Source organism: Nostoc sp. (genome assembly GCF_036916655.1).
Lineage (GTDB): Bacteria > Cyanobacteriota > Cyanobacteriia > Cyanobacteriales > Nostocaceae > Nostoc.
Genome location: NZ_JBALFY010000101.1, coordinates 252,313 through 267,804, shown reverse-complemented (window position 1 = coordinate 267,804; position 15,492 = coordinate 252,313). Strand labels below are relative to the sequence as shown.

At 40.7% G+C, this 15,492-nt stretch carries 11 protein-coding genes and 2 pseudogenes; 10 read left to right on the top strand and 3 right to left on the bottom strand.

Features of this window, described 5'->3' with window-relative positions; translation table 11 throughout:
* Positions 1–194: 194 nt before the first annotated feature.
* From V7L31_RS28600 to purU, 6 genes and pseudogenes are all read left to right on the top strand, one after another.
* Complete coding sequence (locus tag V7L31_RS28600) at positions 195–1,205, top strand: ABC transporter ATP-binding protein (protein ID WP_334699346.1); 1,011 nt, start codon at positions 195–197, stop codon at positions 1,203–1,205.
* The gene (locus tag V7L31_RS28595; RefSeq protein ID WP_334699345.1) at positions 1,206–2,018 is read left to right on the top strand and encodes an ABC transporter permease; all 813 of its coding nucleotides are present in this window, start codon (positions 1,206–1,208) and stop codon (positions 2,016–2,018) included.
* 142 nt (positions 2,019–2,160) lie between these two features.
* Positions 2,161–2,535 (top strand): annotated as a pseudogene (locus V7L31_RS28590) (four helix bundle protein).
* A 22-nt stretch (positions 2,536–2,557) separates the two neighbouring features.
* Entirely contained in the window at positions 2,558–4,378 is a 1,821-nt protein-coding gene (locus V7L31_RS28585; protein WP_334699396.1) for a GldG family protein, read from the top strand.
* Positions 4,379–4,455: 77 nt separating this feature from the next.
* Positions 4,456–5,082 carry a DUF4340 domain-containing protein gene (locus V7L31_RS28580; RefSeq protein ID WP_334699343.1) on the top strand — a complete coding sequence of 209 codons (627 nt, stop codon included), beginning with the start codon at positions 4,456–4,458 and terminating at the stop codon, positions 5,080–5,082.
* A gap of 26 nt (positions 5,083–5,108) precedes the next feature.
* Positions 5,109–5,963 carry a formyltetrahydrofolate deformylase gene (gene purU / locus V7L31_RS28575; RefSeq protein ID WP_334699342.1) on the top strand — a complete coding sequence of 285 codons (855 nt, stop codon included), beginning with the start codon at positions 5,109–5,111 and terminating at the stop codon, positions 5,961–5,963.
* Between the two features lie 94 nt (positions 5,964–6,057).
* Here the strand turns inward: purU and V7L31_RS28570 are convergent, their stop codons facing one another.
* Complete coding sequence (locus V7L31_RS28570) at positions 6,058–7,344, bottom strand: hypothetical protein (RefSeq protein ID WP_334699341.1); 1,287 nt, start codon at positions 7,342–7,344, stop codon at positions 6,058–6,060.
* A 141-nt stretch (positions 7,345–7,485) separates the two neighbouring features.
* Here V7L31_RS28570 and V7L31_RS28565 point away from each other — a divergent pair, with 141 nt between their 5' ends.
* The 3 genes and pseudogenes from V7L31_RS28565 to menB all read left to right on the top strand — a co-directional run bounded on the left by V7L31_RS28565 (position 7,486) and on the right by menB (position 12,389).
* A complete protein-coding gene (locus tag V7L31_RS28565; protein WP_334699340.1) occupies positions 7,486–10,053 on the top strand; it encodes a dynamin family protein in 2,568 nt (855 codons plus the stop codon).
* A gap of 219 nt (positions 10,054–10,272) precedes the next feature.
* Positions 10,273–11,100 (top strand): annotated as a pseudogene (locus tag V7L31_RS28560) (putative CRISPR-associated protein); the annotation flags it as partial.
* Positions 11,101–11,555: 455 nt separating this feature from the next.
* Positions 11,556–12,389, top strand: a complete 834-nt coding sequence (gene menB / locus V7L31_RS28555; protein ID WP_334699338.1) for a 1,4-dihydroxy-2-naphthoyl-CoA synthase — start codon at positions 11,556–11,558, stop codon at positions 12,387–12,389.
* A 127-nt stretch (positions 12,390–12,516) separates the two neighbouring features.
* On the opposite strand, the gene V7L31_RS28550 is transcribed toward menB, so the two are convergent.
* Entirely contained in the window at positions 12,517–12,831 is a 315-nt protein-coding gene (locus V7L31_RS28550) for a hypothetical protein (protein ID WP_334699337.1), read from the bottom strand.
* A gap of 442 nt (positions 12,832–13,273) precedes the next feature.
* Entirely contained in the window at positions 13,274–13,813 is a 540-nt protein-coding gene (locus V7L31_RS28545) for a DUF721 domain-containing protein (protein WP_334699336.1), read from the bottom strand.
* 187 nt (positions 13,814–14,000) lie between these two features.
* Here V7L31_RS28545 and V7L31_RS28540 point away from each other — a divergent pair, with 187 nt between their 5' ends.
* Positions 14,001–15,344: a hypothetical protein gene (locus tag V7L31_RS28540; protein ID WP_334699335.1), complete on the top strand. Its 1,344-nt coding sequence runs from the start codon at positions 14,001–14,003 to the stop codon at positions 15,342–15,344.
* The last annotated feature ends 148 nt before the right edge of the window (positions 15,345–15,492 follow it).

Below are 15,492 nucleotides of genomic sequence, written 5' to 3'. Positions count from 1 at the left end.
GAATGGAGACTCCGTTAACTCCAGACACAGAAAACATTGGTTGAAATTTTCAAGTACTTCAATGAGGCGATGAGACAAAGAGGTTTTTCAGGAACTTTACCCATTGTCGGCGAATCTTAGTGCCAGTCCCCCATACTCAATATTGCGATCTAAGATTATTGGGTATTCTATAAATTGCGATCGCCACTATACTGATGATCGAAGTTGAACATCTGAGTAAAATATACGGCTCTACCCCAGCGATTACTGATGTCACCTTTAGCGTCGAACCTGGGGAAATTTTAGGGTTGTTAGGCCCTAATGGGGCTGGAAAAACCACAACCATGCGGATTCTGGCTGGTTATTTACCAGCAACCAATGGCAATGCCCGAATTGCTGGTTATGATGTCCATAAAAATTCTCTGGCTGTGCGCCAACGCATTGGTTATTTACCGGAAACACCGCCGTTATATCCAGACATGACGGTGGAGGGATTTTTGGATTTTGTCGCCCGAATTAAGGGAGTTTCAGCAGGCGATCGCCCCAACAAGGTAACAGCTGCCATCGAACGCTGTAACTTAGAAGACAAGCGGCGGGTGATTATCCACAAACTCTCTAAGGGATACCGCCAAAGGGTAGGAATTGCTCAAGCGATCGTCCACGATCCCCCAGCAATCATTTTGGATGAACCCACCGTTGGACTCGATCCTCGACAAATAATTGAGGTGCGGAATTTAATTAAAAGCCTCGCTGGTACGCACACAATTATTCTTTCCACGCACATTCTGCCAGAAGTGAGCATGACTTGCAGCCGCGTCGCCATCATCAATCGCGGTAAAGTTGTGGCAACTAATACACCAGAAAACCTAATGACTCAGTTGACAGGTGGCTCAGGGTATGAGTTGGAAATAGAAGGAGAAGCTGCTCTTGCGAAACAGGTATTGCAAAAAGTCGCGGGTGTGAGTCTGATAGAATCAATTCCCACAGCCGGAATCCACGGTCATCAACCCCAAGAAAATCGCGCTTACCTGCGGGTAATATCGCAACCAGGAAAAGAACCAGGAAAGGATATTGCTACAACATTAGTGCGTGCAGGATTCGGTTTACATGAACTGCGGCGGGTCAACGCTACCTTAGAAGACGTGTTCTTGCAACTGACCACAGAAGAAAAGAATTTCGATCCTGAGGTAGACTTAGCAGCAGACAACGAAGGAGAGGCAGCCTAAATGGGTATAGTGCTGAGTAATATTATTGCCATTTATCGCCGAGAGTTACAGAGTTATTTTGTATCGCCTTTAGCTTATGCGATCGCAGGCATATTTTGGTTCCTTGCCGGGTTATTCTTCGTGATGATTTTGCTAGGGCCAGATGGCATTTTGGTAGGAGTGGCGGCAATGGATGCACAAGGGCAACAGTTGGGAGTACCAGTACCACCCATAGATGTCCCCTACGAATTTGTCCGAATATTTTTGGAACGTATGGAGTGGCTATTGTTGTTTATTCTGCCCATCCTCTCAATGGGACTCTATGCAGAAGAACGTAAGCGGGGCACTTTAGAACTGTTAGCCACCTCACCAATCACCAATTGGGCGGTAGCTGTGGGTAAATTATTAGGCGTACTAACATTTCTGACCACAATGGTTGTACCCATGATAGTGTTTGAAGCGATCGCCATCAGCGGCTCAAATCCACCAATGTCGCTCTCAATTCCCTTGCTGGGTAATTTTGGATTAATCTTACTAGCAGCAGCAATTTTATCTATCGGAATGTTTATTTCCTCATTAACAGACAGCACAATTCTGTCTGCCGTTCTCACCTTTGCAGTTATTTTATTATTGTTATTGATTGATTTAATCGGCAAAATTGTCCCTGGCCCCGTAGGCGAAGCTTTAGGTTACTTATCGTTGCTGAAACATTACAGCACCTTAATTCAAGGGATTTTCGACACCAGCACCTTAATTTTATTCGCCAGTTACATTTTTTTGGGCATCTTTCTCACCGCTCAATCAATTGATGGACTGCGCTTTCAAAGGCAATAGTCATTTGTCATTTGTCATTTGTACTGAGCGAATGTAAGTGTATCTTGTAGAGAAGTATTGGTCATTAGTCAAAAAAATAGTGACACTTAAAAATATATGGATGAAAATTGATTGACTAAAAATCATCAAGACAACTCAATCAATGCCAACAAAGCGTTTCCAAGAATTACAAGTTTATAAATTATCAGAACAATTAGTGGATGACATTTGGAAAATTGTTGAGGGATGGAATTTTTTTGCAAAAGACACGATTGGTAAACAGATTGTACGTTCAGCTGATAGTATTGGTGCCAATATAGCGGAAGGTTTAGGAAGAGGTAGTTTTCAAGATAATAGACGTTTTATCAAAATAGCAAGAGGCTCTTTGAATGAAACTCAACATTGGTTAAGACGAGCTTACACTCGCAACCTTTTAACTAACGAATAGATAAATGTAACCAAAACAATCATTAACGAAATAGCGCCCAAATTAAACTCCTACCTAAACTCAATTGGCAATGTACCAGATGACAAATGACAAATGACAAATGACAAATTATATGAAGATAGTTGCAAAAAAGAAACTTTGGAAATATCTGTTTTGGTTGGGCCCATTCCTAATTACAGTCGGCTTAACAGTTGGATTAGTTTCTGAACAGTGGGGACTAATTCCATTAGTATTTCTAATTACGGGAATTGTCATCAGTGGATTGGGGATAATATGGCAAAGCTACCAAACTAACTGGTGGAACCGTCGTTCTACCCAAGCAGGGACTAATGCCTTAGTGGTGACTCTGGCAATATTGGCAATTTTGGGATTGATTAATTTTTTGGGAACTCGCTACCATCTGCGGGCAGACTTAACAGAATCTCAATTATTTACCCTTGCGCCCCAGTCGCGGGAATTAGTAAGCGTTTTACCACAGCCAGTTAAAGTATGGGTGTTTGATATTAACCAAAATCCCCAAGACCGAGAACTGCTAGAAAATTATCAGCGGCAAAGCTCAAAATTTAAATATGAATACATCAACCCCGAAGCTAGACCAGGACTTGCAGAAAAGTTTGGTGTCAAAAATTATGGGGAAGTTTACCTAGAATCTGGGGATAAACGGCAATTAGTACAGACAATAAATGAAAATGAGCGTCTATCGGAAATCAGATTAACTAGTCGCCTGCAACAACTAACAAATTTAAGCACAGCCAAAGTTTACTTACTGCAAGGTCATGGCGAACGCCAACTTTCAGCTGGTAAAGGTGCTATGTCACAAGCAGTTCAAGGATTAGGCGACAAAAATTTCACAACAGCACCGCTGAATCTAGCAGAAACCTCGAAAGTTCCTCAAGATGCAGCTGTCGTCATCGTAGCTGGCCCGAAGCGAGAGTTATTTCAGGGCGAAGTCAACGCCTTGCAACAATATCTAAATCGAGGCGGTAATTTACTGCTGATGATTGATCCTAATACCGATCCCAAACTTAATAGCTTGCTACAAGAGTGGGGTGTTCGTCTGGATAATCGTTTAGCCGTAGATGTTTCTGGAGAAAGCGTCGTGGGACGTGGCCCTGCTGCCCCCTTAGTAACAGAATACGGTCAACATCCAATTACCAAAGATTTCGGTAACGGTAACTCCTTTTATCCGATTTCCCGACCACTGGAAATTACCTCTGTACCTGGTGTTGAAGCTACTCCTTTGCTGCGAACCAAACCCTATCCCAGCAGTTGGGCAGAAAGCGATCTCCAAAGTGAAAAATTAGAGTTTAATGCAGATAAAGACCTTAAAGGGCCTCTGACTTTGGGTGTTGCCTTAACCAGAAAACAAATACCCAAATCTACTTCTACTCCCCAAGCCTTAACTACACCTTCACCTCTACCATCACCAACCACCCAAAGCAAAACTAGCTCTAATTCTTCTGCAAAAACTCCGCAAGCTTTACCACTTCCATCACCAACCACTCAAGGCAAGACTAGCCCTAATTCTTCTGCCAAAACTCCGCAGGCACTTCCATCACCAACCAGCCAAGGCAAAACTAGCCCTAATTCTTCTGCCAAAACTCCGCAGGCACTTCCATCACCAACCACCACTCCCTCATCTCCCCCTACATCTCAAACAACCACTGAGTCGCGGTTAGTGGTTTTAGGAAATTCTAATTTCGCCACCGATGGCTTGTTTCAACAGCAACTAAACGGAGATGTATTCCTCAACTCAGTTACTTGGCTGAGTAAACAAGACCAGCAACCTCTTTCTATTCGTCCTAAAGAACCGAAAAACCGTCGGATAACCCTGACAACGACCCAAGCGAATCTTTTAATAGTATCCTCTTTGTTAGTTTTGCCTTTAATTGGGTTATCGGCAGCAGTTATTATCTGGTGGAAACGACGGTAAGAAATGGGTTAGGAGTTAAGAGTTATAAATACTAACTCTTCACCAATGACAAATGACAAATGACAAATGATTAAAAAATGAAATTGCCGCGAACGACTTTAATTTTGATACTGCTAGCGCTAGGTTTAGGTAGTTTTGTTTACTTCTATGAAATTCGAGGTGCAACTCAGCGACAAGAAATCAAAGAGCAAAAACAGAAAATTTTCTCTTTTGGAGAAGATGATGTGCAGTCTCTAACAGTCAAGACAAAAAAACTTACTCTGAATCTGGAACGTAGCCCTGAATCTTCTAGTAAGCCAAAGTGGTTAATCAAATCTCCGATATCGGGGCCAGCAGATGATGCTATTGTTTCTTATTTAATGGATTTGTTGGTCAAGGGTAATAGCGATACGACTTTATCAATCCCAGCAAAACAGCTTGGAGAATTTGCCTTAGATCAACCCCAAGCAACTATCAATATCACCTTGAAAAACCGACAAAGCCATCAGTTGATTTTAGGTAAATCTAACTTTAACGGTCGTTTTTTGTATGCTCAAGCTGATCCTGCTGTTAAACCAGATGGAAATATAAATGTGCTGTTGGTATCTACAGATTTTGCCAATGCCGTGAATCGGGAACTATCAGAGTGGAAACAACCGGTAGATAATAGTCAGAAACTTCCTCCGCTAATCATTCCTAAACCGAGTCCGACAAACAGCAAATAGTTAATTCCAAATCTGGCGATATTCTTATGACAAGTCCGACAGCAACCTTGCTAATTTCTTGCCCCGATCGACGAGGATTGGTGGCGAAATTTGCCAATTTTATCTATTCTAATGGTGGTAATATTATTCATGCAGATCAACATACAGATTTTGCTGCTGGGTTATTCCTCACGCGCATTGAATGGCAGTTAGATGGATTTAATTTGCCGCGAGAATTTATTGCCCCTGCATTTAATGCGATCGCACAACCTTTAGGCGCTAAGTGGGAATTACGTTTTTCTGATACACTACCACGCATTGCTATTTGGGTAAGTCGGCAAGATCATTGTCTATTTGATTTAATTTGGCGACAACGCGCCAAAGAATTTATTGCTGAAATTCCTTTAATTATTAGCAACCATTCTAATTTAAAGGTAGTGGCAGAGCAATTTAATATTGACTTTCAGCACATTGCTATCAATAAAGATAATAAATCAGAACAAGAAACCCAACAGCTAGAATTACTCCGCCAGTACAAAATAGATTTAGTTGTATTGGCAAAATATATGCAGATTGTTAGTGCAGATTTTATTAGTCAATTTCCGCAAATTATTAATATACATCATTCATTTTTACCAGCTTTTATCGGTGCAAATCCTTATCACCGAGCTTTTGAACGTGGTGTGAAAATTATTGGTGCAACAGCGCATTATGCCACTGCTGATTTAGATGCAGGCCCAATTATTGAACAAGATGTGGTGCGAGTTAGTCACCGTGATGAAGTTGATGATTTGGTGAGGAAAGGCAAAGATTTGGAGAGAATTGTATTAGCAAGAGCAGTGCGATCGCACTTACAAAATCGTGTATTAGTATATGGTAATAGAACAGTAGTATTCGAGTAAATAATGCTCAAGTTACTGAAAGTTGCAGCTATACAAAAAAGTCCACTTATGTGGACTTGAGGAAATAGTTATTTAAATAATTTACGTAGGTGTTTTAGTTAGCTGAAACTAACTCTGTCTCATCTTTTGATTCATCTCTGATTTTAAAGTAGTAATAAAGATTACCAACAGTTAGGTCTGACGCCTGTTGCAAATTAGATGTAACTAATGTTTTATAACCAGTAATTCCGGCTTGTTCACTAATATAAAATTCGTACTCTCGACGTAGTTCAGGCTCAAAGAGAAATAACAACTGGTCACGAAGCGAATAGAAATGAGATTTTTCGGCTAAACTCTCATAGACTAATTGTTCTGGCGGTTCTGCTACATTGATTGCGGAGTAGTGAGTATCTGGACTATTAAAATCAGCGCTACTTAAAAGTTTTAAATCTGATGAAGGAAGCGATCGCATCCAATCAACATGATTTTGCCACGAATCCAATACCGCTAAATCATGATTTTTAATACGGATAATTTCGGGAAAGAGAAAATCAAGCTCATCATGTGATTCGCAGCGATTAATCACAGTGAGAGCATCTTCACGGATTTTATCTTGGAGTAGGATGAGGCGATCGCTCACTGCTGAAACTTCACTCTGCACTTGATAAGTTACAACAATCGCCTGTTCAATTGCCCACGCGCATTCAAGTCTGCGTAGTTGACCAGCTGCACAGGTTTCTTCTAGTAAATGCGGATTGCTGTAATCTGCTAAAGCTGTAAATAACATTCCCCTCACGTCATCAATCTCAGCGTTTCTTCGGCTGAAATCTTGCAATTGCATGGCTGAACGAAAGCGGTTCATCGCCTGGATAAACATTCCATACGCTCTCACTAAAGCCGTGCGGTGTTGTTCAAATTTGATGTCTTGGGCTACTTGTTCGATTATTTGTCTAATTTCTACTCCTTGGTCTTTTAAGGCTTGTTTCAAGTCAATAAAGCCGTTTTTAACTTCTAGCCTCATTTGCTCTACTTCTTTTCTTAATTTCATTGTTTGGTGCAGGTTGACTGCTGTTAATGCGACACCTGCAATTGTTCCCACACCAATCAAGGCTGTAGTTGCTTGCAGCACACCCAAGCTAGTCTGTATAGTTTGCAATCCATTCAGTACTGCTGTAAAGCCTTGTTGAGTTTGATACATCTGCACTCCACTCGTTACTAGATTTGAAGCTGCTATCAGTGGAGATAAAGGGCTGTTGTTGACTGTAGCACCAATAGCATGGGCAATAAACTGCCCGCTAACTGCATCTCTAGCCATGCTTAAAGGGACTCCATTGCTGAAGGTTTGTAGATATTTCCCAGCATCAATACCAGCTTGAATTGCAGGCGCAAATTGAAACAGCATATTTTTAGGTTGCTAAAAGCTAATTTTCTTGAGCCTAACTGGTATAAAAAAGTAAACATAACCGTATTTATTCGGTATATTAATAAATTTTGTCTAAATCTGGGCATACTAAGCCTGAAAACTTATTGCCTTACATAGTTTATGGATACTTCACTAGTTAACTCTCAGACTGTTGAGCTATTGTCCCAGATTACCGGACAAAAACTGACTCCAAAAAATCTCACGCCACCTGTGATATTTCTGGCAAATTTAGTCACAGTGCTGTTGGGAGTGATATTTGTAGATGGCATAGTAGCAGAGTCAGAAAAGCAACGTTTACTGACAACCCTTTATCGATTTAGTATTCCAGAAAGTGATGTGCGTAAGCTGACACATTTGATGATTAAGGGAGTCAAGGAGAATCAAGTTTATAAGCAAGTGAATAGCTTACTAGCATTGGCGGCTCCACTTTCAGAGTCAGAAAAGCTTTTGTTAATTGGCTTTGGCTATGAAATGTCAGCAGCAGATGGCGAAATTGACCCCCACGAGAAAAAATATTTGGAGATACTCGCCAAGCACTTAGGTATTAAACCGCAACATTTGGCAATTTTAGAAACTGATTTTACTCATCAAGAAAATGTGGAGCCTATTGCTTTAGACGAAGTACATTTTTTACTCAATCCTGCTCGTTTTCAAGAACTGGATACTATATTTGTTAAGGCTGCTAGTGATATGTTAGCCACTCTACCTGCTAAACCAAAACACAAAATAACCAAACCGCATAGAAATGTATCTTATGGAGAATTGAAAAAGTTCCAGGAATATCGCAAACAAGTAGACAATTTTTGTTATCAGCTATTTCAGATAATCCAAGACTGTACCAATCGTGGCTTTTTACCTCATACTTTGATGAAGGAGTTAGGGAAAATATCTCAAAAAATACAATCCCAGCGCTTTCGGCTATCAGTACTAGGCGAGTTTAGTCAAGGAAAATCAACTTTACTTAATGCCTTAATAGGTGAGGAAATTCAACCTGCGAGAGAGATTCCTTGTAGTGGGATAGTAACAGTTTTAAAATATGGAAGCCAAAAGCGGGTAGTCTGTCGTTATAAAGATGGACGGGAAGAAGAAATTCCTTTTGAGCAATATCAATTAAAAGCAACAATTTCAGAAGATGCAGCACTTGGATGTCTCAGTGATGAACTAGCACATGATGAAATTGATGAAATTGTTTTTGAGCATCCTGATTTAGACTTATGCAGTAGTGGGGTAGAAATTGTAGATTCTCCAGGATTAAACGAACACCCTGAGCGCACTGCCATTACTCAAAAACTGCTGAAGGACACGGATGCAGTTATATTCCTAACTAATGCCTCCCGTTCTCTAACTCAGGTAGAACGCGATTTACTCCAGGATGTGAGAACTCAACTAAATCATGGTAAAGAAAACGAACCTGCTAACAATCTTTTTGTAGTAGGAAATTTTATAGATTTAGTGCGTACCGAAAAGGGACGTGAGCAAGTAAGACAGAGGATCGAAAGATTTGTACAAGGTCAAAATTCTATAGTTGCAGGTGAAAACCGTGTTCATTTTATTTCTGCTCAAGCTGCCCTGGATGCAATTTTACGAGGAGATGAGGATGAGTATTTCAACGCCTTCCAAAATTTTACCCAGTCTATTGAGAAGTTTTTGACGTTTGATAGTGGAAGAGTAAAAATTAAGCACTCTATTAGTCAAATAAATAGAGTTATTGAAAAAGGTTTAGATGGGCTATATAAATCGAATGGTACTTTAGATGGAAAAATTCACATTTCTGAAGCAGAAAAGCAGAAAATTCTAGAAAAAATAGGAGAAGCCAGTGGGCGCGATGTCAGAATCCATCTATTGGCAGATCAACTTATAGAATTAGTGTTTGAGCAAATTGCTGAATCTTGGGATGAATGGCGTGAAGGCTTAAGCGATCGCATGGCTCAAAAGAGCCAATATTGGAATTCTGAACACAATCCAGTTTTGAGCCAAGACAAACTGATTAGAGATTATACAAATCAATTTATTAGAGACTTGTCAACAGAAATAGATGAATGGGGAAATAAGAAACTTAAGGAGGTAATTTTAAAAGAAAATCTTAACTATTTAGACACTAATATTGCTTATGAACTAGATGCTATTCAAGGCGAGTTTAGCAGATTAGACCAGAACATACAAACTAATTTTAGCAAACAGCTAAAGATTTCAATCAATGGTATAAATGATGACTTTACGGGTATGGGAGGATTTGGTGGTGGTGTTGGAATAGGTGGTGCTTTAGCTGCTGGATTAATAGTATTTACAGGACTTGGTTTTATTGCCGTAATTGTTGCAAGTGTAGCTGCTGCAATTGCGGGTTCATTTGGTTTAGGAATGCTAGATTTTGATGGAATAAAATACCAAATAAAAGGGAAAGTTTTTGAACTAGGATTTGAGAAATTCGATGAGTCAATGGATAAAATATCCGAGAAGTTAGATGAAATTGTTGGCTCAGTCTTTAATAGCCGAGTTGAATCAGCCAGTCGAGTAATTGCACAAGTGATCGCACTTTACGAAAATCTCCTAGAACAGCAGGAAAAAGCTCACAACGAAACTTTGGAACAACGTGAGGCTGAAAAGATGTGGATTTACCAAAAGCGCCAAGAACTTGAGCAAGTACAGAATGGGCTGGAAGTCATTATCAGTAAATGTGGAAAAGATTAGAAAAGCCTTCAATGACCATAAAGATATCAAACGAGTTTTGCATCGAGATTAAGTAAAATCATGACTTTTGCCTAAAAAATTACGAGATGCGATCGCAGCTTTCCAGCAAGAGGCTCAGATGCCCGATTTCTTGAAGAAGTCGGGCATCTTTTGACTGGTTCCTTCTTAACCAAGCAGTATTAAAATATCTCTTATCTTCACCCTATTTTCTAAATCATCATGCGCCGAGTTATTATTTCTACCATTGGTACAAGCTTACTCACTAATCAGATCAACCGAGCTAATCCTGAGGAAAAAGATTGGTATTCGCACTTGCGGGATACAGCAAATCTGAATGAAGCTAAAACACCAGAGGATGTCAAGCAGATTATTGCAATCCTCAAAAAAAGAGCCGAAGAACAACTTTCAGATGCGAAAATTTCCCTGATTCGTCGTGCTAGTGCAGAGTTAAATGGAATTTGTGGGATTTATCAAGATAATTTCAGTCAAGGAAAAGAAGATATTCACTTTCTTATCGCTACTGATACAGCCCAAGGTAAAACTACTGCTAAAATTGTTGAAGATTTTCTTAAAAAACAAGGATTAAATAATACTAGTACTTTTGCTCCTGGTGGGCTTTCTACTGCTAGTACAGAAGCTTTTTCTCTGGGAATTGATACGTTAATTGTTTGGTTACAAGATACCATCCCACAATTGAAACGGGATAAATATAAAATTTATTTTAATTTGGTTGGTAGTTTCAAGAGTTTACAAGGTTATCTCAATACCATTGGGATGTTTTATGCTGATGAAATAATTTATATCTTTGAAGGTGAAAAATCTGATTTAATTACGATTCCGCGCCTACCTATAGCTGTAGATGTTTCGTTAATTAAACCTTATGCACTTCAATTAGCATTATTGGATGCTGGCGCTGGACTTTCTGCAAATGAAACAGTCGGAATTCCCGAAACAATGGTTGCAGAAGTTGATGGTAAAATGACACTTTCGACTTGGGGACAGTTAATCTGGAATCAGTGTAAAGATGATTTGCTTTCAGAGGATGTCTGAAAAGTTTTTTTGTATACACCTAACCCTTGGAGATCCCCCTAAATCCCCCTTAAAAAGGGGGACTTTAAGACTCTTATTCCCCACTTCTTTAAGGGGGGTTAGGGGGGATCAAGAAATATTCGATACTTCTCAGACATCCTCTCAGAAGAAGCTAATAAAAATCCTTAGAAGATGTTTGAAAAGTATTATTGCTAACACCAAAACCTCCTCAATTCCAACAACGCCAAAGCTAACCCTTCCAACGTTATTCAGCAACTTCACCAAATAGCCGTTTTAATAGTCGCAGGACAAAGCGATCGCACTCTTTCTTACACCGCTTCTGATATACCCCGTGTCTGTAAATGCTTTTTCACTTTGGAAAACTTTATTTAGCGTAAGCGTAGCTCACCGCAGGTATCGCATGTCCCTACGTCCGCGATAAAATTCTCAAACACACAGCGCACTCCATACCAATGCAAATTAACTGGCAAACTGCCAAAACCTACGAAGATATTCTGTATCAAAAAACCGATGGTATTGCGAAAATCACCATCAATCGTCCCCACAAACGCAATGCTTTCCGTCCTGAAACCGTCTTTGAACTGTACGACGCTTTCTGTAATGCTCGTGAAGATACTACTATTGGTGTTGTCCTATTTACTGGCTATGGCCCACATACTGATGGCAAATATGCCTTTTGTTCTGGTGGCGACCAAAGCGTGCGGGGACATGCAGGTTACGTGGATGATACTGGCATCCCTCGGTTGAATGTGCTGGACTTACAACGGCTGATTCGTTCCATGCCGAAAGTGGTGATTGCTTTAGTGGCTGGATATGCGATCGGTGGTGGACACGTTCTACACTTGATTTGCGACCTGACTATCGCCGCCGATAACGCCATTTTCGGACAAACTGGGCCGAAAGTCGGCAGTTTCGATGGTGGTTTTGGAGCCAGCTATCTCGCCCGCATCGTGGGACAAAAAAAAGCTAGAGAAATTTGGTTTCTCTGCCGCCAATATGATGCACAACAAGCGCTAGAAATGGGCTTAATTAATTGTGTTGTTCCACTGGAACAACTAGAGGCGGAAGGTATCCAATGGGCGCAGGAGATTTTAGAAAAAAGCCCGATCGCAATTCGGTGTCTCAAAGCCGCCTTCAACGCTGATTGTGACGGACAAGCGGGTTTACAAGAACTCGCTGGCAACGCCACCCTACTTTATTACATGACAGAAGAAGGGTCTGAAGGCAAACAAGCCTTTCTCGAAAAGCGTCCACCAGATTTTCGCTCTTTCCCTTGGTTGCCTTAGAATTGCAAAAATCGCACCTCACTAAAGGGTGCGATTTTTTTAGATATCAACTTTTACAGCACTAAAAATCTTAAAAACAAATCTTATTTTAAGTAGACTACAAACTCAGTCCAGTAATAATGGATGACTAAATAACCACTGCTTTAGTCTTTACCTGTTCAGATATAGAGACCGTGATTTCCTCTATTGGGGCAAGAGCAGTATTGTCTAAATCTGAAGCTAGAGATTGACAAGACGCTAAAACTGGGGCTGCATCTGGCAAACCCCAAGCATCCTCCAAGGTTTCCCAAGAAGGTGCAAAAGGTGGGAGTGCCAAAGAGCAAGCCTTCCAAGTTGCTTGAACTGGTGCGCCCAACTGCTGGCACGTTCCACCACGGCGACCCTCTGGCTGGTAATGACGGCAATATTTACAGGCAGATGCTAAAACTTTAATGGGTTTCATTAGGATTCATCTTTAGTGTCGTTTCTGGCTGAATTTCATCTTTATATTTTGCTTCTATATATAAAGACGGAGAAAAGCCAAAAAGTCATTATTTGCTATAGGTTTCAGCGATCCCAAGTAAAAAATAAACTTCAGGATATTTTTATAATCTTGTTATATATTTAAATAATCCTTAGAGCAGTTACATATAAATATCGTCTAAAACTTATTAGGGATCAAGATTAAAACTAAAGCTTTTGATTTCTCCAGCCTTTTAACTTCTGTCTTAAGTAGGACTTAAGACAGAGGATTTTAGATAAACAGTCTGCTTTATGTATCACATTCGGTAGATTTTAGCAGTAAAATAATATCTTTTCTCAAGATTCAGAACTATTTGATGTAATGGCAGCAAGTTAGTTCAGGATAAATTCTGCTTAACGAATAATGCTCAACAATTTTGTCTTCAAAACCGTTTAGCAGCACAGACAGAACAAACTTGCCAGCGTTGGAGTTCCCCTGCTGGGGTGGGAGATTGACATTGGGGGCAAAGGGGTAAGCCATGCGATCGCGATCGCATAATCTTCGTCCAATGTCCAAAAGCTTCATTCACATCCTTCGTGGGTGTAACATCAGGGTGTTTAATCTCATCACCAAGATAACTGGGATGCTCATCGGGCGAAACCGATTGTTGCTGTTTTCTCTCCACAGATCGATTTTGCCAGCCAGCAGTAGAGAAGCGAATATCAAGCAAAGGCGTTGGCATCTGTTTATTTAACTTTAAAAGTAGAGATGTGCGACCAAAAGTCAAATTTTGCGCCCAAGCAGCACTAGAAGTTGCTACCGACAAAACATCACGCTGAATCGACAATGGCCGAGTATTTGCAGCAACTACAGGGCCAACAACTTCTGCCCAAAACTTCAGCAGAAGTTGAAATGGTTGCTCCTGCCATTTAGCCTGTTTTTCCAGAATCCCTAAAATATCATTAATTGATTTCAACGACATCGTTAAAAGTGGGGAGTGAGGAGTGGGGAGTGGGGGATAAGGGAGCAGGGAGAAGAATTCCCCTCTGCCCCCCGCACCCTGCCCCTCTGCCTCTTTTCAATGCCCAATACCTAAATCTATTTAAATAATTTCCGCTACTATTGTCACAAATATAATTCCAACAATCTACGCTTGAGGCACAGAAACAATGACTCAAAACCCCCTTAAAGATTCTGATAATCATCAATTGTCTAAAACATCTGGGTTGAAACCAGCACTAGCAGCAGCATTAGCAAGTTTAGAGGTACCGCTAGATCAAGAGTTAGCTCGATATCGACGTACACGAACTGGTTTAGTATCAAACCAGTCCCGTGTTGCAAGTTACATGAGTAATCAATCCCAGCCATTAACTGCCATTCATACAACATCGGGCACAACTCAGTCATCGGTAACAGAAATTAAAACTAATGTACCACCGACATCTGTACCCGTTAATAATCATCAGGGAACCCCAGCGCCAACTAAGGCAAAAATTGACGTACCACCCACATCTGTAGCAGTGAATCCTGAGATCAACCCAGCACTAGCTACGGCAAAAACCGAGGAACTGAATAATCTTAATGTGCCCTCTACCTCTGATTCTGCTAAAACACAAACTCAACTTCCACCACCCCCACCCAACTTTAGTAGCAGCATTGTGTCAGCACTCGTTAAAGGGACTAAAAGCGAAAATCTCTTGGAACCAGATAACACTCCTAAGCACCCAGATGACTATTTAGAATCTAGTGAAGCACTGCTGCGAAGTCTGGCAGAAGAACAGCCAGAAAGCAAGAATCCAAGTAATTCTAGTGACACTCTGTTATCACCTTTGGGAATTGGCTCGATGTTGCTACTACTGGTGGCGAGTCTTACCTTGGGTTATGTAGTGTTCAATCCCAAAAGCTTACCACAATGGAATTTAGGCAATTTGTTTAATGGGAACTCGTCTCCCACACCAGAAAATGCTGAAGAAGTTGGCAGTAATGTTCAACGCCAAATCCAGCCACCAAATACATCTATGCCCAAATATCCCAATCTCGCTAATGAAGAGTTTCCTGAGGTGAGAGATCCTAATGATGTAGTTGGCTTAAAACCCAAAGTCCAACCAAACCCCGCAGTAGTCCCTAATCCAATAGTTCCTCAAAATCCCCCAAATCCTGAGGCCAACACAGCCTTAAAACCGACCAATCCGATCGCCTTAGCACCAGTACCGACGCTACAATCCTTGCCTCCTCTGAATTTGCCTCCCACTTCACCGATAAAAACCTCGCCTAAAGCGATCGCAACTTTACCAAAACAGAATGCAGAAATCAAACCAGGAACAGATGGGTTCTATCATATAGTGATAGATAACAAAGGCGCGGCTTTTGCCTCAGCACGGCAAGTAATTCCTGATGCTTATTTATCGCCCAGCAAAGAATTGATTTATCTGGGTGCTTTTAAAACTAAAGAGCAAGTAAAACAACAGATGCAGCTTTTACAGGCAAGGGGAATCAAGGCACGGGTTCAGTAGCCATAAGTTGTAAAAATTTACGATACCATTAAGATAACAGTGCTGAGTTGTGTTGGCGGATAGCTAAGGTTTAGCCCGTGCTAAGTGCTGATTAGTAGGGACAAAATCTTATTTGTTGACGACCCTACGACAAAAATTCTTATACTCA